The following is a 24,362-nucleotide window of genomic DNA, read 5'->3' on the forward strand; positions in this document are numbered from 1 at the left end:
TGCGGTCCTGGAGTCGGTATTCATATGACAAGCCTTCGGGGCGGGCATAGACGGCTTTCCTCCATATCAGTAGATCTTGCGTCCCCCGAAGCTGGAACCGATGACCGTGAAGCTGTTCTCGACGATGAACAGGGCGTTGGGATCAATGTTGAATACCGCCTCCTCGACGCGCTTCATCTGGATATTGTTGGTGATGGCCATCAGAAGCAGCTTGTCCCTGCCGCTGTATACGCCCCGGCCTTTGAGGAAAGTGGCGCCCTGATTGAGATCGTGAATGAGGACCTTTGAAATCTCCTCGTTCTTGTCGCTCACAATGAAGATCACCTTGCGCTGGTTGAACAGCGACAGGATATGCTCCAGGGATACGGAGGTGATGAAGACCAGGATAACCGATGCAATGAAGATATCCGCATTGTAGTAAGTGATGACGAAGCTGAACAGCACGGCGTTGAACATCAGATAGAGCCTGCCGAACCCCATGTTGAACTTCTGGTTGAGGATGACGGCGACGATGTCGAGGCCCCCGCCTGAGCCCAGGGATCTCAGGACGATGCCGCTTCCTGCACCGCAGATGATGCCGCCGGCGACAGCCGCGTAGATCTGCTCCTGGATGCCGAAATCGAGGGTGATCAGCTCGGAGGTGAGGGTGAGCGCCACGACCCCGTATAGGCTGTATAAGAAAAAGCGTCGGCTGATATAAAACCAGCCCACGACAAACAGGGGCAGGTTCAAGAGGAAATACCAGATCCCCGGGCTGAGCCATTCGGTTTTGTAATAGAGCAGGAGGCTCGTGCCGTAGATGCCCCCGGTAATGAAGTTGTGGTGGACAACGATGCCCTTGGCACCCAGAGAGAACAATGTCGAACCCAAGGTGATCAGTAGAAGGTTCCATGCGGGAGAATAGGTGTATTTTTTGAGATTCATGATGAATGATTGTATAGCTGTTAAGATGAGGTGTATTTTATGAAATTTCCGGCGGTATAGCCATCTTGATTCTCGATTGCCGTGTTGATCTTCAGGGTTGCATGAATCCAAAATCTTGCGTTGCTTTTCATTCCTCAATTTATTAAATGCTTAATTATAACAATATATTGGTGTTCAGGTTGCAGGTTTTGCCTGTATCGCCTGTATGGCAATACCCTGAAGACATTCCCCATAGCAGGATATTCCCTTGGCGACAAGTCCCTCATCACGATAATTCCTATGTGCCGATACATGATCCGCGGATCTGACGCGTTCTGCCGAAGCCGAAGGGGCGTGTGGCTTTGGCGATTGGCGCTTTTATGCCCTTTCAACTTTTAGTCCCTATCCGGTTGCCTGATGAAGGGCGCGTCAAATAACGATATTTTTATCATGCGTTGACGTTTGGCGGGTAAAGGGTTTTCAATGGAATTCAGACCGAAGGACCTGGGGATAATGCGGATTGATGACGGCACCTGCGGATATTGAAGTATGGCCGGAGAGGAAATCGGTTTGAGAGTGGATCTCAGCTCTTGAATTCCTCCACCAGGGCTTCGATTGTCGCCTTGGCGTCGCCGAAGATCATGCGGGTGTTGCTCCGGTAGAAGAGGGGGTTGGGAATACCGGCAAAGCCGGATGCCATGGACCGCTTCAGTACGAAAACGTTTCTCGCTTTGTCGGCGTCGATGATGGGCATGCCGTAAATGGGGCTGCCTTCGTCCTCCCGCGCTGCCGGGTTCACCACGTCGTTGGCGCCGATGACGATGCAGACGTCGACGGTGTCTATGGTCTGATTGATGTCGTCCATCTCCACCAGTTTGTCGTAAGGCACGTTCGCCTCGGCCAGGAGCACGTTCATATGGCCCGGCATGCGGCCGGCCACCGGATGGATGGCGAAGGAGACCTCCGCGCCGTTGGCCTCGATGAGGTCCGCCAATTCCCGGACGACGTGCTGGGCCTGGGCCACGGCCATGCCGTAGCCGGGAACGAACACCACCGATGAGGCCGCCTCGAGGACATAGTAGGCATCCTGAGGTGAAGTGGACTGGGCGGTACCCTCGGCGCCCCCGGCGCCCCCGGCAGCCTCGTGGGAGCCGAATCCGCTGAAGAGGACGTTGGTGAGGGACCGGTTCATGGCTTTGCACATGATGTTCGTGAGAATCAGTCCGCTCGCGCCCACCAGTCCTCCCGCCACGATGAGGATATTGTTGCCGATGGCGAAACCGGCCGCACAGGCGGCCAGCCCCGAATAGGAATTGAGCAGGGAGATCACGACGGGCATATCGGCGCCGCCGATGGGGATCACAGTGACGATCCCGATGACGAGGGAAAGGATGACCGCAGTCGGCACATAGACCGCCGAGATGCTCGGATAAAAGCTGCCGCAGAAGAGCACCCCCACCCCCAGGGTGATGACGAAGAGCCCTCCGTTGATGATCTGCTGACCGGGAAACAGGATCGGCCGAGAGGGAATGTTTCCGCTCAGTTTCCCCCACGCCACGACGGACCCGGTGAAGGTCATGCCCCCGATGAGAACCGCCAGAAAGACGGAAACCAGAATGAAGACGACGGTCTGATCAGGATGGGCATGAAATTCGGACCAGCCAACGAGCATGCTCGCCAATCCGCCGCCTCCGTTGAAAAGCGCTACCATTTCAGGCATTCCGGTCATCTTTACCTTGAGGGCCGCCAGGACGCCGACGGCCGCTCCGATCGCCACGCCGACGGCGATCCACTTGAAGTCCAGTCCAGCCCGGATCAGGGTGAAGATCACGGCGATAAACATCCCTGTCGCCGACACCAGGTTGCCCCGTCGTGCGGTTTCCGGAGAACTCAACATCTTGAGACCGAAGATGAACAGCATTGCCGAGAGAATGTAGGCCAGGGATGTGACGATCAGCATTGTTTCATTCGCAGTCGTTGGGGTCATCGGGAACCGTCCTTTTTCCTGAACATGGCCAGCATTCGGTTGGTGACGACATAGCCGCCAACGACGTTGATGGTGGCGAAGATGACCGCAAGGATTCCGAGTACGTGGCTGAATCCCCCTCCTGTGTCGGATAGATTCACCGCTGTAATCGCGCCGATCAGGGTGATGCCGGAGATGGCGTTAGCTCCCGACATGAGGGGGGTGTGGAGGGTCGACGGAACCCTGGAAATCAGTTCAAACCCTAGAAACACGGTCAACATGAACACGAAAAGCATATCGAATGACATGGCATATCCTCTCGATTGATGTTGGGGCGACGGCGGACGGCCGTACCGGGGATCACTCAGGGCGCTTCGACAACACGGCACCGTCCCGCGTCGCGAGGCAGGCCTCGATGATCTTGTTTCCGGCATCGAGTCGGATTGTCTTGGCGTCGGCATCCCAGAATTCCTGGACCAGGTGAAAGACGTTCATGGCGTACATGGTGCTCGCATCCACCGGCACCCTGCCGGGAAGATTGGCATGCCCCAGGATGATGACGCCCTTCTCGTCGACCTCGGCATCTTTCCGGGAACCCTCAACGTTGCCGCCGCTCTCGACCGCCATATCCACCACCACGGTGCCCGGGCGCATGGCCGCCACCATATCGGCGGTAATGATGCGGGGTGCCGGGCGTCCGAAAACCTGGGCCGTTGTGATGATCATGTCCGACTGAGCGCAGACTTTGGTCATGCCTTCCCGCTGCATCCGGAGTTGCTCCGGGGTCAGCTCTTTTGCGTAGCCGTCCTGGGTCTGTCCGGTTTCTCCGATATCGATTTTGACGAATTTGGCGCCGAGGGACTTGACCTGCTCCTCGACAACCGGACGGGTATCAAAGGCGGATACGCGGGCACCAAGCCTTCGGGCCGTTGCGATGGCCTGGAGTCCGGCCACTCCGACGCCGATCACCAGAACGGCCATGGGCTTGATGGTGCCCGCGGGGGTGGTCATCATCGGCATGATTCTGGCGGACCGGGCTGCGCCGAGAATGACCGCGACGTAACCCCCGAGGTTGGCCTGGGAACTCAAGGCATCCATTTTCTGGGCGTAGGTCGATCTCGGGATCATCTGCATGCTGACGGCCGTGATTCCCTGGGCCGCCATGCGGGCTATCCGCTCGGTTTCGCTGAAAGGATCGAGAAAACTGATGTGGAGGGTTCCCGCGGGGATGGCGGAGATCTCTTCATCCGAGGGCGCCCTGAGACGTGCCAGAACCTGACAGACCTCCGGGACGGTCCCCGGATCGGCCGGCTCGGCTCCGGCTTCCTGGAAGGCACCGTCAGCCAGGCCCATATGTTCACCGATCCCCCGCTCCACGACGACTTCGATGCCGATCCTGCGATATCTGTCGATCATGGAAGGCATCACCGCTATGCGGGGCTCACCGAAACGGCGCTCAGAGACAAAACCGATCTTCACTATACCCTCCTCGGGTTGCATCGTCGATAAATGGAACAGGAAAGCAGCCGTACGGTCTGAGGGGGCAACCGTTTTCGAACTGCGGCCTTCCAGGCAGGCGGCATCCTTTACATTAAATCGAGATTATTTACCCGAAAAAATGATACGCACCGCCGGATCTGTCAAGAAAATTTTAAATGGCTTTCAGGATTCATGGATTGCCTGTTTTTCAGAAGAGGGTTGATCGGGAGCTGCCGCATGCCGAAGGATGAGGGCCTCGAAGGCGGCATTGTCCAGCACCTCTTTTTCAAGAAGTGTTTCGGCAATGGTCACCAGGGTCTCCTTGTGCGCCGTCAGCAATCCGGTGACGTGCTTTTCACGCCGGGTAAGGATATCCTTGACCTCGGCATCCAGTTTTGCAGCGGTTTCCTCGCTGTAATCCCGGCTGCTCATGCCGGTTTGATCGTTGCCGAGAAAGATCGGCGTCTGGCGACGGGGATAGGTGGACAGGCCGAGGGTCTCTCCCATGCCGTATTCCGAGATCATGGCACGAGCGATATCCGTTGCCCGCTGCAGGTCGTTTCCGGCTCCGGTGGTCACGTCTTCGAACACCATCTTTTCGGCCACCCGGCCCCCCAGAAGGACGTCGATTTTGCCCAGAAGCTCTTCACGGCTCATGAGGTAGCGGTCCTCGGTGGGGCGCTGTTGGGTGTATCCCAGGGCGGCAACCCCTCGGGGGATGATGGAAATCTTGTGAACTTTGTCGGCGCCGGGCGTGAAGGCCGCCACCAGGGCATGCCCGGTTTCGTGATAGGCGACGATTTTCTTTTCTTTGGGATTGATAACCCTGTTTTTCTTTTCCAGTCCGCCGATGAGACGATCGGCAGCCTCATCCAGTTCCGTCATACCGACGCTTTTTTTCCGTTTTCGGGCTGCGAGAAGAGCGGCTTCGTTGATGACGTTGGCCAAATCCGCACCTGTGAATCCGGCGGTTTTCTGGGCGAGCACATGGAGGTCCACCTCCTCGGCCAGTTTGATTTTTCGAGCGTGTATCTTGAGGATGGCTTCCCTCCCGTTGACGTCGGGCCGGTCCACCAGGACCTGGCGATCGAACCGGCCCGACCGCAGAAGCGCCGGGTCCAGAACCTCGGGGCGGTTGGTGGCCGCCATAATCACAACGCCCTTGCGCGTGTCGAACCCGTCCATTTCCACCAGGAGTTGGTTGAGGGTTTGCTCCCGTTCGTCATGACCGCCGAACCCTCCGATACCCCTGGCCTTGCCGATGGCGTCCAATTCGTCGATAAAGATGATGCACGGGGCCTTTTCCCGGGCCTGGATGAAAAGGTCTCTCACCCGGGCGGCCCCCATGCCCACGAACATCTCGACGAAATCCGATCCGCTGATGGAGAAGAACGGGACCCCGGCTTCTCCGGCAACGGCTCGTGAAATCAATGTTTTGCCTGTTCCCGGCGGACCGACCAGCAGAACACCTTTGGGCATCTGGCCCCCCAGTTCCTGATAGATGTGGGGCTCTCTGAGATAGGAGACGATCTCCTGCAACTCTTCCTTGGCTTCATCTGCTCCGGCCACGTCGGCGAAGCGTGTCTCTACATCCTTTTCCCCCACCAGCTTGGCCTTGTTCTTGCCGAAAGTCATCATTCCGGCCTGGGACATCTGCATTTTCCGCATCATGAAAAACCAGATGAGATAGAACAGAAAAATGGGCACCACCCAGGAAAGAAGGGTTTTCAGGAAGGTGTTCTCGACCTCTCCCCTGAACTCCACCTGATGCTGCTCCAAGGTCCGGGAGAGGTCCGTGTCGACCCGCACCGTAACGAAGACCTCGGGATTTCCGCTTTCATCCAGCATGCGCCCCTTGATCTGCTCCTTTCCGACGGCGATCTCTTTGACCCGGTTGTCGTTGACGGCCTGGAGAAATTCGCTGTAAGGGATAACCTTGGGTTTAAATTGTCCGAAAATCAAGTTCTGAAGGATGAGAACGCCCCAGAACGCCAGGATCAGGTAGTAGAAGTTGAATCGGGTGTTTTTTTCCATGACCGGCTCTTTTTAATTCAGGAAATATGGCGACGCAGTCTGATTCGCGCCGATGCAGCGATGCTTGAATGCTAAAATAAAACTGTTTTATGGGAAAAATCAATAGAAAATCCAAAGTCGCCGACTTCGCAAAAAGTCAGAATTTATAGTTATAGCTACATGGTATTGGAGTTGTCCAAGCGTATAAACACTATATACTGTGTCAATATGTCGTTCAAGCGACTTTTTGCGGATGCATCAAAGTGGGAATATCAAAAACAGAGAGGGTAGGGGATTCGGAGGGGGAGTCGCGCCCCCTCCGATGCAATTACGGGCAAGGAATAGGGTCAGTCGCACAGCTCGAACAGGGCCGCGGCGCCCATGCCGCCGCCGACGCACATGGATTCCACGCCGTATTTGACGCCCCGTTCCTTCATACGGTGGACCAGTTGTGCGCAGAGCTTGGCGCCGGTGCAGCCCAGCGGGTGCCCCAGTGCGATGGCGCCCCCGTAGACATTGATGCGGTCCATGTATTTATCGAGCCCCAACTCCCGGATACAATAGAGGGCCTGGGAGGCGAAGGCCTCGTTGATTTCCCACAAGCCGATGTCCTCGATGGAAAGTCCTGCCAGATCCAGGAGTTTGGGAATGGCGTACCGGGGGCCAACACCCATCTCGTCGGCGCGGCATCCCACGGTGGTGTAGTGTTTGAGCCTGGCGATAGGGGTGATGCCGAGTTTGTTCACCATCTCACCGCTCATGAGGACCGTTGCCGCGGCACCGTCCGTCATTTGAGACGAGTTTCCGGCGGTCACCGAGCCGTTGGCGCGAAAGACCGGATACAGCTTACCCAGGCCTTCCAGGGTGGTGGCCGGCCGGATGCCGTCATCGAAATCCTGGAGGAAGGTTTCCTTTGCAAAGATTCCGTTGTTCCGTTTAACGAATTTAACGGCCGGCGTGGGAACGATCTCTTTGAACAATTTTCCTTCGAGGGCTTTCGACGCTTTCATCTGGGATTGGTGTGCGAATTCGTCCTGGTCCTTCCGGGAAATCCCGTAGCGGGAGGCCACATTCTCCGCAGTGATGCCCATGGAGACATAGAGCTCGGGATGTTCCCTTGAATAGTCGGCATCGGGGCGGGGCAGGTTGCCGGGCATGGGGACAAAGGTCATGGACTCCACGCCGCCGCCGAGGGTGATGTCGGACCAGCCCGCCATGATGCGCATGGCGCACAGGGCGATGGCCTCCAGACCCGAGGCGCAGAATCGGTTGACGGTCGCACCGCCGACCTTCTCGGGAAACCCCGCGATCTGTGCGGCGATTCGGCCGATGTTAAGCCCCTGCTCCGCCTCGGGAAAGGCGCAGCCGATCATGACGTCGTCCACCATTCCGACGTCAAGGCCCGGCGTCTTTTCAACGACGGTTCTCAGGATAAACGAGAGCAATTCCTCGGGCCGGGTATCTTTAAAGGCCCCCTTGTTGCGCCTGCAGCCGGGGGTCCTGATGGCTGTCACGATATATGCATCTCTCATGGTTGAGTTCCTCCTTGGGTTTTAACATCTTAATTTCGCAAGGGCTTTCCGGTTTTCAACATATGTTCGACCCGGGCTGCGGTTTTGTCGTTTTTCCAGAAATCCACGAAAGCGTCCCGTTCGAGTTTGAGCAGCAACTCTTCATCGACACGGCTGTCCTTCCTCACGTCGCCGCCGGAGATGACATGGGCGATTCTTCGGGCCAAAAGTACGTCGTATTCACTCACGAATCCACCACTCTGCAGGTTGAAGAGTTCCGCATGGACCATGCCCTGGGCCGCCTGACCGGGCACCGGAATTTTTCGTTTGACGGGTGGAGCGTACCCTTCGTCGACCATTCGCAGCACCTCTTTCTTAGCCTCGCCGATCTGGTGGTCCCGGTTGAAGACAATGCGGTCGTTGGGGCCCAGAAACCCGATATTCCGGGCATCTGCCGCCGACGAAGAGACTTTTGCCATGGCAATAGCCTGGAAGACCGGCAAAAAATAGGTTGTCAGGTCCGCGCCGGTTACGGCGTCGGGAATCGAGGCGACAATTTTCTTCCAGAAATTGGTGCATCCGCCGCCGGCGGGAAGAAGTCCGACCCCGATCTCCACGAGGCCCATGTAGAGTTCCGCGTGGGCAACGATCCGGTCGGCCGCGAGACAGACCTCGCATCCGCCCCCCAATGTCAGGCCGAAGGGGGCGGCCACTACCGGAAAAGCGGCATACCGCGCGCGCTGAAGACCGTCTTGAGCCTTCTTGAGAAATGTGTCGATCTCGTCGTATTTACCGGTCTGGGCCAGGCCGGCCATGTAAAAGAGATCCCCGCCGGCCGAAAAGGCACCAGGCATGCCGCCGGCCTGATTACCGATCACGAGGCCGACGCCGTGGGTGTCCACATGGTCCAGCGCCCCACTGATGAAGTCGACGATCTCCGCGTTGATGGCGTTCATCTTGGAATGGAATTCACAGCAGAAGACGCCGTCTCCAAGATCCACGAGGGAAGCGGATCTGCAGGTATCCACGGTTTTGCCGCCGGCCTTGAGGGTCGCAAGAGAGATGACGTTGTCGGAGACGGCTACGGGCTGGTAGTCACCTGATGCAAAATCGTAGAAGTATCTTTTTCCGTTGTCCGTTCGGTAGAAGGTCTCATAACCTTGTTCCAGCATTTTCCGAATGTTTTCCGGCACCGGTATGCCGTCGGCGTCCATTTTTTCCACGGATCTTCTGATGCCGATGGCTTCCCATGTTTCAAAGGGGCCCATTTCAAAATTATAGCCCCATTTCATGGCGTTGTCGATTTCGACGATGGTGTCGGAGATCTCGGGGACACGGTTGGCGGCGTAGATCAGTGCCCAGGCCATGGCTTTCCAGGCGAATCGGGCGCCGCGGTCGTCACCGTAAAGGACGGCCTTCATTTTTTCCGGCAGGGTTTTGGCTTTTTTTGCTGCCACAAGACAAGGGAAATCGGGATTTTCGTATTCTTCATACTCGAGGGTGTCGATGTTGATGACCTTTCGGACCTTTTTCCATTCCGGCGTCACCTCGGTCTTGTAAAAACCGCTCTTGGCTTTCTTGCCGAGGAATTTCCTGTCGATCATGCGGGTTACGAATTCCGGAACCTTGAAGGCTTCCCGCTGCTCGTCTTCGGGTACCAGATCATAGGTATTTTGGGCGACGTGATACATGGTGTCGAGTCCCACGAGATCGGTGGTTTTGAACATGGCGGTTTTGGGTCGTCCCAGTGCCGGGCCAAACAATGCGTCGATCTCGGGAATCGTAAGACCGTCTTCAACCATGAACTGCATGGTTTTGACGATGCCGTGGACACCGATGCGATTGCCGACGAAGTTGGGGGTGTCCTTGGCCCAGACGATTCCTTTTCCCAGCGTACGTTCGCCGAAATCAGCTATGAATTCAAGGATATCGGGTAGAGTCTCTTCACCTTGAATGATCTCGAGCAGCTTCATGTAACGGACTGGATTGAAGAAATGAGTGCCCAGAAAATGTTGCTTGAATGCCGTGCCGAGACCCTCGGTCATTTTTTTCAAGGGGATGCCGGATGTATTGGACGAAACAATGGCGTTCGATTTTCTGACGGGTTCAATGCGTTGAAAAAGGGCCTGCTTGATCTTCAGATTTTCAACGACGACCTCGACGATCCAATCGCACTCTTTCAGTTGATCGAAATCGTCTTCGAGGTTGCCGATGGTGATCCGATCGACGTCTTTGGGTTGCATCAAAAGGGCGGGGCGGGATTTGACGAGGGCATCGAAACCGGCTTTCACGATGCGGTTTCGGGCTGCGGGATCCTTTTTTTCCGTTTCATCGAGATCAAAGGGGACGATATCCAGCAACAGGGTTTTCAGTCCGGCGCCGGCCAGGAGTGCTGCAATTCCGCCGCCCATGACGCCGGAGCCGATAACGGCTGCTTTTTTGATTTTTCTGACCATGTTGACCTCCTGAGTCGAGAGTTCTTTTCATTAATGAATGAATATTCATTCATTTATCAGAGGGAAGATCCCCATGTCAAGCAAAACTATTCGAAAGCGGATCGGTGTCTTAATTCTATAAAATAAAAATGTTATTGATATCATTCAAACGAATGAATCGATTCGGTCCGGATAACCTCACGTGACTGTCAATTCGACAGCGAATGAATTTTCATTTCAGATTTTGAAGAGGCCGGAAGAGAAGAACTGCCTGTTTAAACAAAATATAATCGGATTTCGGGTGTCAGAAGTGCCATAAGATGCCGAATAGGAATTCAGGCAGAAATGAATGATCGTTCAATATCGATTCTGGTGATATCCGGCTGGTATGGACGACCTCTGAAGCTAACGGTCTCGGTTTTTTCGAGACGAATTCGATTCGGATCGCCTTATAAAGATTTCGCCAATGGCGCCTTCACGATGTCGCGGACTTTCTCCACGAGGATATCCAGGTTGTCTTCGTGGTATTCACGGGTATCCACCGGCGGATGAATGATGAGGTCGGCTCTTCCGGGGAAGATGTCCAGGGTATCGGGCGGCAAAATAGATCGCGTGCCGCGGATCGTGATGGGAAGGATGGGGAGACCGAGGTCCAGGGCCATTTTGAAGGCACCCTTTTTGAAGGGACCGAGGTGGCCGCTTCGGCTCCGGGTGCCTTCCGGAAAGAAAAGGATCGATGTCCCGTCGACAATCCGTTTTTTAGCGGCGTTGATGGTCTGGATGGCGGCAGCCCGGTCAGACCGATCGATGAAGATGTGCCCCAATTTTTCACATGACACTCCGATGAAGGGTATTCTTCTCAGTTCGATCTTCATCACCCATTTGAAGTCTATGCCCAGCCAACCGTAAAGCACAAATATGTCATATTGACTCTGGTGGTTGGAAATAACGACGTAGGACTGATGCTTGTCGATGAACCTCCGACCGGTGACGCGGACGAACATGGGGGTAATCCCGGCATTTATTCTGGCCCAGGTGGCGCCGCACAGATAGCTGGAGATCCGGGGCTTGAGAAAGGAGGACAGGACTACGGCCAGACCCCCGAAAAAGATGGTGGTCACCACAAAAACCGGAGACAGAATCAACCATTTATAGGGTTGATAGAAAATTCGCCGGAGCTTCTTCATCATGTGGCTGTCGGCACCACGATCATTTTTTGAGTTCTTTTTCACGATATTGGAGATAGATTCCTTTGAGGGATTCGTATGGATCCACCGCCGCCTCTTTTATCGATTCATAATCTCCAATGTTCAAGGAAAGCCGGTTCACCTGTTCATGACCGTTCAGGTAAGGGGATGCGTCCGGCGTCATCACGGTAACGGGATCGATGAACATATCGCCGACCCTTCCAAAGGTATCCCTCAACGTCGACGGGCCAAGAATGGGCCACACCAGGTAGAAGCCGTGGGGGATTCCGTAAGAGCCGAAGGTCTGCCCTAAATCCTCGTCGGGGGGCTCCGAAAGATTGGGTTCGAGATCCGCCGCGTTCCAAAACCCCAGACCACCGAAAACGGTATTGACCATGAACCGCCCCAATTCCACGCCGGCCCGGTCTGTCTTGCCCTGGAGCAGGCAGTTGACGAACCGTATCGGCATCTTGAGATTGACGTAAAAATTCCGGATGCCGGTTCTAAAGGGTCTGGGCAGCACCGACCGATAAATTTCGGCAACGGGCTTCAGGCCCCAGAAATAGAGCTTGTCGTTGAAATGAAAAAAGCCCTTGTTTAAATAATAGAGAGGATCTGCAATCTGGGGCATGGGTTCTTCATCCTCTTCCAGTGCCTCCGCCACGGCAAAAGCTTCGTCTTCGGCCGAAAGCGTTTGGATCTGCTGAGGAACTTCCTGCGCCGGCGCGCTCGTGACAACAAAAAATAGGCCCGCCAGCGTGATCATCACCCAAAACCACCTGGTCTGTCTTTTTGATTCCATGTGCATTCCGTCGGCTTAAGGTTTTCCAGTATCGCGGTGCAGGAGGCTTCCGAGCTCGACGTTCTATGCGCTCGGTTTTCCGCTTTTTTTCTCCTCCCGGGTTGTCTCCCGGATTCGCTCGATGAGCGCATCCGGAGATTCCTTGGCGAGAATGCTCTTGAACTGGGTCCGGTAGTTCTTGATGAGGCTGATGCCTTCGATGTTGATATCGTAAATCCGCCATTTCCCATGACTGAAAACGACCTTGTAGTCCATGGGAATTTCGGTGTCCTGGCGAAGGATTTTGCTTCTGACGACGGCCTTTTTTTCGGTAAGAAGGTCTTCTCCGAGGAAAACGACCCGCTCGTCTTGAAACTGACCTTGAATCTTGTTGAGATAATTGGTTTTGAGAAGTTCCGTAAAGGCCTCGGTAAAATCCTTTTGCTGTCTGGCGTTGAAAGCCTTCCAATCCCGGGCCAGCGCCATCATTGAAATGATCCTGAAGTCGAAAATATCCCGAACGATCTCCCAGATTTTTTCCCGCTGTTCATCTCGCTTTGACGCGACGGCATACTGAGGATCTTTCAACAGGGCGATCCCATTTTCAATGGGTTCCCTGATATCGTCCAAGGGTTTTGTCTGAGCGCCGTAAACCGGCATCTGAATGTTTAAAAGCAAAATAATGACAATCGCGATCGCTCTGATCATCATTTCCTCCCTTCCTGATGGGGTTTCAAACGTCTCTATCCGGCCACCATAACGAAAGCCGGAAATTGAATCCAAACCTATTCCTGGCCGGTGGATGATGAAACCCCGCCAAAAACGTATTTGCCGATCAGATCTTCGATATCGATGGGGGATTCGGTTTCGATGATCATTCCGCCCGGCGGAATGATGTCGTCCGAACCGCCCGGCGACATTCTAATATATTTGTCTCCGATGAGTCCAGAGGTTTTGACGGAGGCGATGACGTCGTCGGAAAGCCGGACTTCGTCCTTGATCTTCATCCGGACAAGCGCCTCCATCCGGTCGAGATCAAGGCTGATGTTGTCCACCTTGCCGATCTCCACGCCGGAGATTACCACCTCGGCGCCTTCCTTCAGGCCGGCAACCGATTGGAAGCGGGCATTGACCGTATAATAGTCGCTGCCGATCCATTCCATTTTTCCCAACTTGACGGTGAGATATCCCACGCACATGATGCCGATGACGAAAAAGATCCCCACGGCGGTTTCAACGGTTCCTTTTTTCATATTGCCTCCATGGCGCTAGCAGACCTTGAATTCGTAAAAGATGTTTTTCGCCGATTCCGCCACAGCAATGAGTTTTGCGATGGGTTTGTCCATCTCCGCCTCCGCCATTCCGGCGCTCACGGAAAAGCAGAACCCCGGGTAGGCCTGAATCTCCATATGGCCTTCCGATCTGAATTTTTCAGCCATCCGTCGACAGAGTTCTTCGGCCTCATCTTTGCGGGTTCGGGGCAGGATCAGGAGGATCTTGTTCATGCCCAGCCTCGAGCAGATATCCGTGATTCTCAGGGACTGCTGAACCCGGCTGGCAAACTGTTTGAAAGCCGTCTGCCGGGCCTCGTATCCACCCATCTTTTTCACCATATCCAGGTTGTCGATCGTCAATATGACAATAGTGAAGGTGGTGTTGTCGTTCCGCATGCGGGCCATCTCCTCCTGGTAGCGGCGTTCTCCCTGGGGTTGGGGCGTCAGGCCTGTCAAACCGTCGCGACGGCTCTCCTGTCCCTGGATGAACTGCTGGATAAGGGGATTGTCGGAGGATTGCATCTCCTCCAGACTGCCTTCAAAAATGATTCTACCTTCGTCGAGCATGGCAATACGCTGGGAAATGTAGAAAATATCCGGAATTTCGTGGCTGACGATAACGCCGGTGAACCCAAATCGATGCTGGTAATCGGATATCATGCTGTGAACCGCGTTTTTGCGGATGGGGTCGAGGCCGGTTGTGGGCTCGTCAAAGAGAATGATCTCGGGCTCAGTGACGAGCGCGCGGGCCAGGGCCACCCGTTTCTTCATACCCCCGGACAGCTGGGAAGGGTAGTCCCGATCGATGTCGTCAAGGTCCAGTTGATGCATCTTATTCCGCACCCGTTCCCGAATCTCTTTTTTGGGCATACGGGTTTTCTCCTTGAGGGGCAGGGCGATATTTTCAAAAACGGTCATGGAATCGAAAAGAGCGGTTGCCTGGAACATGTAGCTGAATTTTTTTTTCAGGGCGTTCCGTTCACCCTTTTTCATTCGGGATATCGACTTTCCTTCGTAAAGGATGGTTCCCCGGTCCTGTTCGATGAGGCCGATGATGTGCTTCAGAAGAACACTTTTGCCCTCGCCGCTTTTGCCGATGATGGAGGTGATCTCCCCTTTGAAGATGCTCAAGGAGACGCCGTTCAGGACGACGTTGTCGCCGAATGCCTTATAGACGTCCTGCAATTGAATCAGAGGCTGTACCATAGGTGGTCCTACATCAGGAATGAGGTTAGCACGTAATCGGTGGCCAGAATCAGAACCGATGAGATGACGACGGCGGAAGTCGTGGCGAAACCGACCCCTTTTGCACCGAATCCCTCTTTACGGGTATGGGTATAGTACCCCTGGAAACAGCAGATCGTAATGACCACCGCCCCGAAGACGACGGCCTTGATGAATCCGCCGTTGATGTCCACCATCTGGACGCTGTATTCCACCCGATAGAAATAAATGCCCGGACTGATGCCCAGAAGGAGCGAACCGGTCAGGTATCCACCGAAGATACCGACGGCGTCGAAAATCGCAGTAAGAAGGGGAAAACAGACGAGGGCGGCTGCAAGTCTCGGGCTGTAGAGGAACCGGATGGAGTTGATGCCCATAGTCTCCAAAGCGTCGATCTGTTCGGAGATGCGCATGATGCCGATCTCCGCCGCCATGGCGGAGCCGGCTCTCCCGGTGATCATGATGGCCGTCAGAACCGGTCCCAGCTCCCGGATGAGGGTGAGGGCCACCATGGTGCCCAGGATGCCCTCCGATCCGAATTTGACGAGGGTATAGTAGCCTTGAAATCCCAGCACCATTCCAGTGAAGGCGCCTGTCAGACAGATGACGAGAACCGACTTCATGCCGATGAAATAAAGCTGATCAAGGAATTTTGAGAATTGAATCGGAAATGAAAAGATATGGAGGATGCCCCGGAAAAAGAAGATCCCGAGCCGGCCCAACTCCTGGACGATAAAGATGATTTTGGCACCGATCGTGGTGAGCGATGTGGTCAGCATCGAAAGCCGGTTCATAGGAACAATCCTAAATTTTTAGAATGAAATGGGAAAATTCGATTTTTGAGCCATGAGATATAATCGAGCGGCGTGGGTGTGTCAAGAAACATTTCCCCCATAACACAACGACCGGGGCATTGCCCCGGTCGTTGTCGGATACTTAAGGAAAGCCGGCGAGGCCGTCAGGAGGGGAGTTTCGATCCCACCGCTTTTCCGTAGTCCTGGCAGGCTTTCATGCCGTCGGACGTTTCGATCGCCGCCTCTTTCAGGCTCAATGCCCCCAGATCCGTCATGTCCATCTTGTAGACAAATTCCATGGTATCGTAAATCATGGGTGCGGACTCGCCGCTGTGCGTGTAGGAACCGAATGCACCGCCCATCTTTCCGGTGAGATTCAGGTTTTCGGCGAGAAAAAGAAAGGTTTTCATGCCGGCGGTCATATCCCTGTGGTAGGTCGGGCAGCCGAACACGTATGCGTCGTACTGATTCAGTTCCTCCGGTTTCTTGAATTCGGAGATTTTTTTGACGTCAGCGGTATGGCCCAGCATGCGAACGCCTTCCGCAATAAACTCAGCCATTTTCTGGGTTTTCCCCGTTCTGCTTGCATAAGCAACCAACACTTTTTTCATGAGGCGATCTTCCTTTTCTGTGAGGTGTTTCGGATTGAATCAAAAGTATCGAAATCTCGACTGCCGATGTCGCAGTAATGGCCGTTCCTGCGGGGACAGGCCTGAAAAAAGGGGGCTCGATCATCGAGCCCCCTCGGGTCGGCGTTGATCAGGCGGTTACGCTTCCAGTTTCTGCCGATCGGCGAAGTCCATCATGACGCGTTCCCGGGCCTTGTCGATGCCCAGGGCCTTGCGCTTCTTGTCGATGTGGGCGATCATCAACCGGGCCATCTCGTAGGGATCCGGCGTGAAACCCCATTTGCCGAGTCCCCATTCCTCTTCCATGCGCCGGAAGAGCATATCATGGAATTTCGTATCCTTGACGATGGGGAAGGTGACGCCGAAGACTGTGTAGACCCCCGAGGCGACGAAGTACTGCCCAATGGCGATGGCCTTTTCACTCATGTATTCGGGGGCGGCGCCTGCAACTGGCAGGTCGGCGATGCTATCGCCGAGGCCGCCGGTTTTCACCATCTCGGTGCAGGCGATGAGGATACGGCTGTTATCTACGCAGGAACCCAAACCGAGAACGGGGGGCATGCCGACGGTTTCACAAACCTCGCTCAGTCCGGGGCCAGCCAAATGGGCGGCTTCGGGAGTCAGCAGGCCGGCTTTGGCAAGGGCGACTTGGGAGCAACCGGTCTGGACGACGAGGACATCGTTCCGGATCAACTCTTTGACCAACTCCACATGGACCCAATCCTGTTTGACGCGTGGGTTGGTGCAGCCCACCACGCCGGCGACACCGCGGATCCGGCCGTTGATGATGTTGTCGTTCAACGGTGTGTAGGAACCCCGGAAACTGCCGCCCAACATATAGTTGATGTATTCGTGGGAGAAGCCGTGGATGCCCATGTTGCGCATTTTCGGGATCTCGATGGGTTTGTTGCGGCTCTTAAAACGGGTAATGGCTTTGATGACCATCTCATCGGTACATTCGCTGGGTTTGGTTTCATTGAACTGAATATGCTGAGCACCTTCGATATGGCACCGGTAGTTGGTTGTTAGCAGCGGGGTGCCATAACATTCGGCGACCTTGACCAAGCCTTGTTTGATGCACTGGACGTCCACAACCATGGCGTCGACGGCGCCGGTGACCAGAATGGCTTCGGTGGACATGAAGTTGCCGGCATGGGGCACGCCGTGGCGGGACATCATCTCCGCGCCGGAGCAGCACATGCCGACCAGGTTGATGCCCTTGGCGCCGGCATCCTTGGCTGCCTGGATCAGGGTCGGCTCGTTGACGGAAACGAGCATGGATTCGAACATGTTGGGTTCGTGACCGTGGACGATAACATTGACGTGATCTTCCTTCAGAACACCCATGTTGACCTCAACCGCCACCGGTTTGGGGGTTCCGAACAGGATGTCCGAGATCTCCGTGGCCACCATGGAACCGCCCCATCCGTCGGCCAAGGCTGTCCGGCTGAACTGCTTGGTGAGGTTTTCAAAATCCTGGTCCACGCCCATATGTGTCCGGTGCATCATCTCCATGATTTCGCGCATGGAACCCCTTGGAATCATGTCGTATTTACGCCATGTCTCCTGAGTTTTTTTGGGGGCGCGCTGGGCAAAGGGAATTTCTCCCTCGACCTGGGTATAGGTTCTCTCAAGTTCCTTGTAGAGATCCATGGCGATATCCTCGGGCGTGCGCCCCTCGACTTCGATGCCAATGGATTGGGCCACCTGCTCCAGTTTCTGGACGTCCTTGATGCGGTACTCCGGTGCGTGGCCTTTTACGACTTCACGGAAGAGATCCAGCATGCCCATGCCGTGATCGGTGTGGGCGGCTGATCCGGAAGCCACCGCCCGGGCGAAGTTTCGGGCCATGATGGTGTCAATGGTTGCGCCGCAGACACCGACCTTGCCGTAAGGGTCCTTGGCGTTCAAACGGCATGGCCCCATGAAACAGTGTTTGCAACAGGCGGAGTCCGCACCGATGGGGCAGGCCTTCATGGATATCGCCCGATCAAAGGCGGTCTCGACGCCGTCACGCCGGGCCTTCTCCAGCATCTGAACCGTAGCGTCGCAAATGGTGAGGTCTCGCAGATTGACGGGTGCCTCGATGGTTTTGGAAATTTTTTTCTCTGCCATGTTTTCTCCCTTCGTGGAAAGATTATGTTTGGTTGAAAAGCCGATACGCGGGGCTGAACCGCGCTTTTTAAACTTGTCAGGCAAAATCCGGCATTGTGTATGCGCTTTTTCGGGATGCTGTCATCCATAGCATTGAACGCCATGGAGGGATTGTCGCACTTATATGATTATATGGGATATTTTTGATGATTACAGGCACTTGATTCTTAATAGTAATTGTTACTAATTAATTTAGAGGAAAGCGTCGGCCTTGTCAATCAAAATTTTAACAAAATTCAGGCGGGATAGACCCGACGTGTGGCGATCCTTCGGCATTGGGGTTGACAGTCCCGGGCATGTGTTGGATAACCCATCGCAAAATTTTACAGAGGGGAACATCCACGACAATCTCGTGCGGATATTTGGGAACCCATGGAAACGCTGAACCGATATTTCGTCGAACGGACCGACGACCTTCTTGCCGCAGGGGCGGGATTGTTGCTCACTGCCGCCTACCCCGATGTCGATTTGGACTGGATCGCATGGGCGGCGTTGGTGCCGTTGCTGACGGCACTGAAGGGCGCCTCCGTCCGGACCGCTTTCCGTCGAGGAATGGTGACGGGAATGGTCCATTACCTGACCCTGATTTACTGGTTGGTCCACACCATGCGGACCTACGGCGGGCTGCCCTGGTACCTCGCCGTTCCGCCGCTGTTCCTTCTTTCCGCCTATCTGTCCCTCTATATCGGCGTCTTCGCCGCGGCGTTAGCGAGGATTCCGGGAGTCGCCCCGGCCATGGCGGCGGCTCCGATGCTCTGGACAGGGTTGGAATATCTCCGTGCCTCTCTTCTGTCCGGGTTTCCATGGGAACTTTTAGGGTATTCCCAATATCGGCATTTGCATCTTATCCAGATTTCCGATATATCAGGTGTGTATGGGGTCTCTTTCCTGGTGGTGATGGGGAATGCCGTTCTTTTTCTATCGTTCGCCGCATTGACCCGGCGTCCATGGCAGGGACGACCGATAAGGGGGCGCCATGTCCTGAGCGGTCTCGCGGCTGTTCTCACAGCCGTCGTCGGGGTGTGGGGGTACGGCGTTTTTCGCCTTCAGGCCACAGGACAGGCCGTGGCCGCGGCACCGACACTCCGGGCTGCCGTTGTTCAGGGCAACATCGACCAGATGATTAAATGGGATCCGGCCTTTCAGGAGCAGACCGTCGAGAAATACCTGATCCTATCCCGAAGCATCACTCCAAAGGCGGATCTCGTGGTCTGGCCCGAAACCGCCGTTCCCTTTTATTTTCTGAACGAGCCGAAGCTGACCGAACGCGTTGTCCGGGGCGTCCGGGAGAGCGGCGCTTATTACGTCATCGGCAGTCCGGCCTTCGAACAGATAAACGGTGATATCGCCTATTACAACAGTGCCTACCTCATTTCACCCGACGGTCGGCCGACGGGGCGATACGACAAGGTGCATCTCGTGCCCTTTGGGGAATATGTGCCGCTTAGGCAATGGTTGCCGTTTGTCCGAAAACTGGTGGCTCATGTGGGTGATTTCAAGACCGGAGAAATGGGAAAAACGCTTGTTGTGGAGGGCTCCGAAAGACTGTTTTCGGCGGCGGATCGATCCGACATCAGGATCGGAATCCTGATCTGTTACGAAATCATTTTTTCGGACCTGGCTCGAGCCGCCGCAAAAAACGATGCGCGGATTCTGGTCAACGTCACCAATGATGCATGGTACGGCCGCAGCAGCGCACCCTATCAGCATTTTTCCATGGCGGTTTTCCGGGCGGTGGAAAACCGACGGGCGCTGATTCGATCGGCCAACACCGGCATCAGCGGATTCGTGGATCCTACGGGGCGGATCGGCGGTATGACGCCGCTCTTTGTCGATGCCGTTCTGGCGCAGAATCTGCCGGTACTGTCCGAAAAAACTGTTTACACCCGAACGGGAGACTGGTTTGCGGCGACCTGTCTCGGGATTACCTTAATAACGATAATGAGGGAAATTTTCAGGAGGAAAAAACATGAACGTTGAACTGAAACAGACGATCAGGGATATGCACGCCAAACTCGGACAGTTAAGAGGGTATCTTTGACCTGGCGGGAAAGGAGAGACGCCTCGCGGAAATTGAAAAGATCAGCGCGGCTCAAGGGTTTTGGGAGCATCCCGAGGAAAGCAAGCTGATTTTGAAGGAACGCACCTCCATCGCCCACAAGGTCGATGAATACAGAAAGCTCGTTCAGGATTTGGAGGACGGGGAGTTGCTCCTGGACATGGCTCTGGAAGAAAACGATGCGGGGGTCGAGGCCGAAGCGGCGCGGGACATCCTCGCCCTTGAAAATCGGATCAAAAGATTTTCCCTGGACCTCATGCTTGACGGTGAGAACGATGAGAACAGCGCCATCGTTTCCATCAATGCCGGCGCCGGCGGAACCGAAGCTCAGGATTGGGCGGAGATGCTGTTTCGAATGTACGCCAGGTGGGTGGAGCGGAAAGGCTACAAGAGTGAAATCATCGATCTGCAACCCGGAGACGAAGCCGGCATCAAAAGTGTCACGTTTACGGCCGAGGGGCGCTATGCTTATGGGTATCTCAGGTCCGAAAAGGGGATCCATCGATTGGTGAGGATTTCACCTTTCAATGCCGGGGGAAAGCGACATACCTCGTTTGCCTCGGTATTTGTTTTTCCGGAACTGGACAATGAGATTGTCGTCGATATCGATGAGAAGGATCTCCGGGTGGATGTCTACCGGGCGAGCGGCGCCGGAGGACAGCATGTCAACAAGACCAGCAGCGCCGTCAGGCTGACACACCTGCCCACGGGGATCGTGGTGCAGTGTCAGCAGGAAAAATCCCAGCATCGCAATAAGGATCTGGCCATGAAGGTCCTGCGCTCCCGCCTCTATGAGTTCGAAAAACGGAAACAGGATGAAAAAATCCAGGAGATGACCGCCGGAAAGGACGACATCGCATGGGGCAACCAGATTCGTTCCTATGTACTCCATCCCTACCAGATGGTGAAGGATCACCGAATCGGACTGGATGTCGGTAACGTGAACAGCGTCCTCGATGGGGATATCGACGAGTTCATCGAAGGCGTCCTCCTGGCCCGTAAATCCTGAGGGAGGTGCACCTCGCCGTAAATTTCGGCGGGGTGAACCGACTGAAGCAAGTCTCCCGGGAACCATGAATCCTTATGATGTGATCTCCGAGTTTTACAGGCCGGGATCGGGGCTCTACCGGACCCTGGTCCGCCACGGTGAACAGGTCGCCGCCAAGGCCGTGACCGTGGCCCGAGGCCTGACCGACCAGCGTCCCGACACGGCCTTCATCGAAGCAGCGGCCCTGCTCCACGATATCGGCATTTTCATGACCTGGGCTCCCGGAATCGGTTGTCGGGGGATCCACCCCTATGTCTGTCATGGGGTTTTGGGTCGGGAACTCCTTGAACACAAGGGGCTCTTCCGCCATGCCGGGGTATGCGAGCGTCATGTCGGGGTGGGCATCACTGTTGACGACATTATCCGGCAGTTCCTTCCCCTTCCCCGAAGGGATATGCGCCCTATTACCCTTGAAGAACAGATCATCGCCTATGCCGACAAATTTTACAGCAAAGGGAACGCCGCTGAAAAGCCGATGACGACGATTCTTGGGGATCTGGCCCGATTCGGGGCTGAAAAGACGGCGATCTTCTGTTCCTGGGCCGTTCGATTTGAGGGTTATGATCCCGCGGACCTGGAAGCGATGTTGCCTATTGGGCCGTCACGCGATTTCTGATGGTGCCGATACCCTCGATGCTGCATTCCACGATGTCGCCGTCCGCAAGGGTTATCGGCGGATCTCTGAAAATGCCGACACCGGAAGGGGTGCCCGTCGAGACGATGTCTCCGGGAATGAGGGTGATGTCCCGGCTGACGTAATCGATGATTGAAGGAATATCGAAGATCATGTCCCGGGTGGTTCCGGTCTGCATAACGCGACCGTTTACCCATGTTTCGAGTCGAAGATCGTTGACGTCCGAAAGCTCGTCGGGCGTCACGACAGCCGGGCCCAGGGGGGCGAAGGTATCGAAGGATTTCCCGCGGAACCACTGCCCGTCTCCGAATTGTGCCTCCCGTCCTGAAATGTCGTTCATCACGGCGAACCCCGCGATATGCTCGAAGGCGCGACGCCGATCGATCCGTTTTCCGGTCTTCCCGATGATGACGGCCAATTCTACCTCCCAGTCAATCTGACCGCTGGAGGCCGGCAGAAGGATGACGTCGGCCGGTCCGGTAAGGCTGCTCGGGGCCTTGGCGAACAGGAGTGGTGCGGTAGGGGGCTCGAATCCGCCTTCCCGGGCGTGTTCAAGGTAATTTTTGCCCAGACAGATGATCTTTGACGGACGATGAACCGGTGGGCCGAGTCGGACCGCCATCGTCTCGCCGGGCGCCGAGAGGGCTGCTGCCTTCTTGAGCCAACCCCCGACAAAAAATTCTTCCCCGATGTCGGGGATATCCGGGAAGTGTTTACGCAGGTCGACGATCCTTCCGGCCTTCAGAAGACCGGGTCTTTCCATTCCGGCATCGCCAAAGCGTATCAGTCGCATTCCGCTGCTCCTTTACCCATAATCCGGTTCCGTTCGTCACGGCGGCCGTCCCGGTAGCGCTTTTCGGCATACCAATCAACCTGTCGGATCAGACCCCGAATGATGCTGACCTCCCGGGCCCGCGCCTGGATACGCGTAAAGAACTGGCGCAGATGGTGCATCCAGTAGTCCGGGTTTTCGGGGTTGATGTAGCTGATCCGGATGAGGATATCCCTGAGCTGGTCGAGCATGGCGTCCAACTCGCGCCGCTGGGCCATGCGCGGGGTGAAGGCCGGTTTTGACGGGACACAGGCGTTGAAAAGCTCGTAACACATGATCATGACCGCCTGGGCCAGATTCAGGGAAGAAAACTCGGCAGTGGGGATATGAACGAGTTCGTGGCACAGCCGAAGCTCCTCGTTGGACAACCCTCGGTCCTCTCGCCCGAAGACGACGGCCACCTGGTTCTCCTGGGAAATCGAGACGATTTTCTCGGCCGTGGCGTCGGGTTTTCCGGTGCGACGTTGCCCTCCCAGGCGTGCGGTGGTGCCGATAACGTAATGAAACGATTCGAGAGCCGCCTTCAGATCGGTTTGGCGCTGGATGGCCGCTACGGTATCCAGACAGCCGTGGGTGGCCATTTTCCGAATTTTTTCGAGATCGTAATCCCGGGGGTCAACGACGATAAGCCTGTCGATGCCCATGTTTCTCATAGCCCGGACCGCAGCCCCGATATTTTCGGGATACCGGGGCTGGTTCAGGACGATGGTGATGTTTTTCAGCTTGACGGTTTCGGTCATCCGCCGACGATTTCGAATTGGTTGAAAAAATAAGCGATCTCGAAAGCGGCTGTTTCGGGGGCGTCGGATCCGTGAACCACGTTTTTCTCGATGTCCGTGGCAAAATCCCTTCGGATGGTCCCTTCCGCGGCATCCTTGAAGTTGGTGGCGCCCATCAGTTCGCGGTTTCTGGCAATGACGTTGTCGCCCTCGAGGACCATGACCACGGCCGGCCCCGAACTCATAAACGTCGTGAGGCTGTCGAAAAACGGGCGTTCCCGGTGAACAGCGTAAAATCCTTCGGCCTGCGTCCGGGTCATATGAACCATCTTCATGGCGACGATGCGGATGCCCGCCGATTCAAAGCGCTTGACGACCTCTCCGATCAGTCCCCTGGCCACTCCGTCGGGCTTGATGATGGATAAAGTTCTTTCAGTCATGACGTAGCGATTCCTTTCATGGGTTGTAAGTTCCATGGTCCCATATCAGAAGGCGGATGGCAAGTCAACCGACAACAAAAGCTTTTACTTTATATAAAAATCAAGATGTTATGTTAAGTCCCGGATGGGAGGGAAGCCCCAGGGCGGCATCTGAAAACGGCCGTCGTGAAAAGATAGCGTTATAATTTGACAAGTTTCCTATATGATAACAAGATTTTGGATCAAAATAACGAACGACTTGGGGCGGTATTAAAATGCCGTTTGCATTGCCTGAGACAAT

Annotated in this window: 21 protein-coding genes; 3 read left to right on the forward strand and 18 right to left on the reverse strand. The window is 55.3% G+C overall.

Annotated elements, in window-relative coordinates; all coding sequences use genetic code 11:
- Positions 1-66 precede the first annotated feature (66 nt).
- The 15 genes from dmul_RS04330 to cooS form a co-directional block, all read right to left on the reverse strand.
- A complete protein-coding gene (locus tag dmul_RS04330; RefSeq protein ID WP_020876845.1) occupies positions 67-924 on the reverse strand; it encodes a YitT family protein in 858 nt (285 codons plus the stop codon).
- A gap of 562 nt (positions 925-1,486) precedes the next feature.
- Complete coding sequence (locus dmul_RS04335; protein WP_020876846.1) at positions 1,487-2,890, reverse strand: NAD(P)(+) transhydrogenase (Re/Si-specific) subunit beta; 1,404 nt, start codon at positions 2,888-2,890, stop codon at positions 1,487-1,489.
- Positions 2,887-3,177, reverse strand: a complete 291-nt coding sequence (locus tag dmul_RS04340) for an NAD(P) transhydrogenase subunit alpha part 2 (RefSeq protein WP_020876847.1) — start codon at positions 3,175-3,177, stop codon at positions 2,887-2,889. Before dmul_RS04340 ends, dmul_RS04335 begins: the two co-directional genes overlap by 4 nt.
- 52 nt (positions 3,178-3,229) lie before the next feature.
- Positions 3,230-4,348 carry an NAD(P) transhydrogenase subunit alpha gene (locus tag dmul_RS04345; RefSeq protein ID WP_020876848.1) on the reverse strand — a complete coding sequence of 373 codons (1,119 nt, stop codon included), beginning with the start codon at positions 4,346-4,348 and terminating at the stop codon, positions 3,230-3,232.
- A gap of 183 nt (positions 4,349-4,531) precedes the next feature.
- Positions 4,532-6,382 (reverse strand): ATP-dependent zinc metalloprotease FtsH, encoded by a 1,851-nt coding sequence (gene ftsH / locus dmul_RS04350; RefSeq protein WP_020876849.1) that lies wholly within the window; start codon positions 6,380-6,382, stop codon positions 4,532-4,534.
- Between the two features lie 326 nt (positions 6,383-6,708).
- The gene (locus dmul_RS04355; RefSeq protein WP_020876850.1) at positions 6,709-7,893 is read right to left on the reverse strand and encodes a thiolase family protein; all 1,185 of its coding nucleotides are present in this window, start codon (positions 7,891-7,893) and stop codon (positions 6,709-6,711) included.
- Positions 7,894-7,922: 29 nt separating this feature from the next.
- Positions 7,923-10,328, reverse strand: coding sequence for a 3-hydroxyacyl-CoA dehydrogenase/enoyl-CoA hydratase family protein (locus tag dmul_RS04360; protein WP_020876851.1), 2,406 nt, complete (start codon positions 10,326-10,328; stop codon positions 7,923-7,925).
- A 428-nt stretch (positions 10,329-10,756) separates the two neighbouring features.
- A complete protein-coding gene (locus dmul_RS04365) occupies positions 10,757-11,539 on the reverse strand; it encodes a lysophospholipid acyltransferase family protein (RefSeq protein WP_234979147.1) in 783 nt (260 codons plus the stop codon).
- The gene (locus dmul_RS04370) at positions 11,517-12,296 is read right to left on the reverse strand and encodes an MlaA family lipoprotein (RefSeq protein WP_052018569.1); all 780 of its coding nucleotides are present in this window, start codon (positions 12,294-12,296) and stop codon (positions 11,517-11,519) included. The genes dmul_RS04365 and dmul_RS04370 overlap by 23 nt, the downstream gene beginning before the upstream one ends.
- Positions 12,297-12,359: 63 nt before the next feature.
- A complete protein-coding gene (locus dmul_RS04375; RefSeq protein WP_052018570.1) occupies positions 12,360-12,986 on the reverse strand; it encodes an MlaC/ttg2D family ABC transporter substrate-binding protein in 627 nt (208 codons plus the stop codon).
- Between the two features lie 74 nt (positions 12,987-13,060).
- The gene (gene mlaD, locus dmul_RS04380; protein WP_020876855.1) at positions 13,061-13,528 is read right to left on the reverse strand and encodes an outer membrane lipid asymmetry maintenance protein MlaD; all 468 of its coding nucleotides are present in this window, start codon (positions 13,526-13,528) and stop codon (positions 13,061-13,063) included.
- Positions 13,529-13,543: 15 nt separating this feature from the next.
- A complete protein-coding gene (locus dmul_RS04385; protein WP_020876856.1) occupies positions 13,544-14,755 on the reverse strand; it encodes an ATP-binding cassette domain-containing protein in 1,212 nt (403 codons plus the stop codon).
- An 8-nt stretch (positions 14,756-14,763) separates the two neighbouring features.
- A complete protein-coding gene (locus dmul_RS04390) occupies positions 14,764-15,567 on the reverse strand; it encodes an MlaE family ABC transporter permease (RefSeq protein WP_020876857.1) in 804 nt (267 codons plus the stop codon).
- Positions 15,568-15,731: 164 nt separating this feature from the next.
- The gene (locus tag dmul_RS04395) at positions 15,732-16,178 is read right to left on the reverse strand and encodes a flavodoxin domain-containing protein (protein WP_020876858.1); all 447 of its coding nucleotides are present in this window, start codon (positions 16,176-16,178) and stop codon (positions 15,732-15,734) included.
- 156 nt (positions 16,179-16,334) lie between these two features.
- Complete coding sequence (gene cooS, locus dmul_RS04400) at positions 16,335-18,311, reverse strand: anaerobic carbon-monoxide dehydrogenase catalytic subunit (RefSeq protein ID WP_020876859.1); 1,977 nt, start codon at positions 18,309-18,311, stop codon at positions 16,335-16,337.
- 411 nt (positions 18,312-18,722) lie between these two features.
- Between cooS and lnt the strand changes: the two genes are divergently transcribed.
- From lnt to dmul_RS04415, 3 genes are all read left to right on the forward strand, one after another.
- The gene (gene lnt / locus dmul_RS04405; protein WP_020876860.1) at positions 18,723-20,330 is read left to right on the forward strand and encodes an apolipoprotein N-acyltransferase; all 1,608 of its coding nucleotides are present in this window, start codon (positions 18,723-18,725) and stop codon (positions 20,328-20,330) included.
- Positions 20,320-21,418, forward strand: a protein-coding gene (gene prfB, locus dmul_RS04410) for a peptide chain release factor 2 (RefSeq protein WP_144016486.1) whose coding sequence is annotated in 2 segments (ribosomal slippage) — positions 20,320-20,388 and positions 20,390-21,418 — 1,098 coding nt in all. Because the reading frame shifts where the segments join, the coding sequence is not laid out codon by codon here. Before lnt ends, prfB begins: the two co-directional genes overlap by 11 nt.
- 64 nt (positions 21,419-21,482) lie before the next feature.
- On the forward strand, positions 21,483-22,073 hold the full coding sequence (locus dmul_RS04415; protein WP_020876862.1) for an HD domain-containing protein: 591 nt from the start codon (positions 21,483-21,485) through the stop codon (positions 22,071-22,073).
- Here dmul_RS04415 and dmul_RS04420 read toward each other — a convergent pair.
- From dmul_RS04420 to ndk, 3 genes are read right to left on the reverse strand one after another with little or no spacing between them, the layout of a single operon-like run.
- On the reverse strand, positions 22,048-22,884 hold the full coding sequence (locus dmul_RS04420; RefSeq protein ID WP_020876863.1) for a fumarylacetoacetate hydrolase family protein: 837 nt from the start codon (positions 22,882-22,884) through the stop codon (positions 22,048-22,050). The two genes, dmul_RS04415 and dmul_RS04420, sit on opposite strands and share 26 nt — an antisense overlap.
- A complete protein-coding gene (locus tag dmul_RS04425) occupies positions 22,875-23,663 on the reverse strand; it encodes an RNA methyltransferase (protein ID WP_020876864.1) in 789 nt (262 codons plus the stop codon). Before dmul_RS04425 ends, dmul_RS04420 begins: the two co-directional genes overlap by 10 nt.
- Positions 23,660-24,082 (reverse strand): nucleoside-diphosphate kinase, encoded by a 423-nt coding sequence (gene ndk / locus dmul_RS04430; protein WP_020876865.1) that lies wholly within the window; start codon positions 24,080-24,082, stop codon positions 23,660-23,662. The genes dmul_RS04425 and ndk overlap by 4 nt, the downstream gene beginning before the upstream one ends.
- Positions 24,083-24,362 lie beyond the last annotated feature (280 nt).

The organism is Desulfococcus multivorans (genome assembly GCF_001854245.1).
In the GTDB taxonomy this organism is placed as follows: domain Bacteria; phylum Desulfobacterota; class Desulfobacteria; order Desulfobacterales; family Desulfococcaceae; genus Desulfococcus; species Desulfococcus multivorans.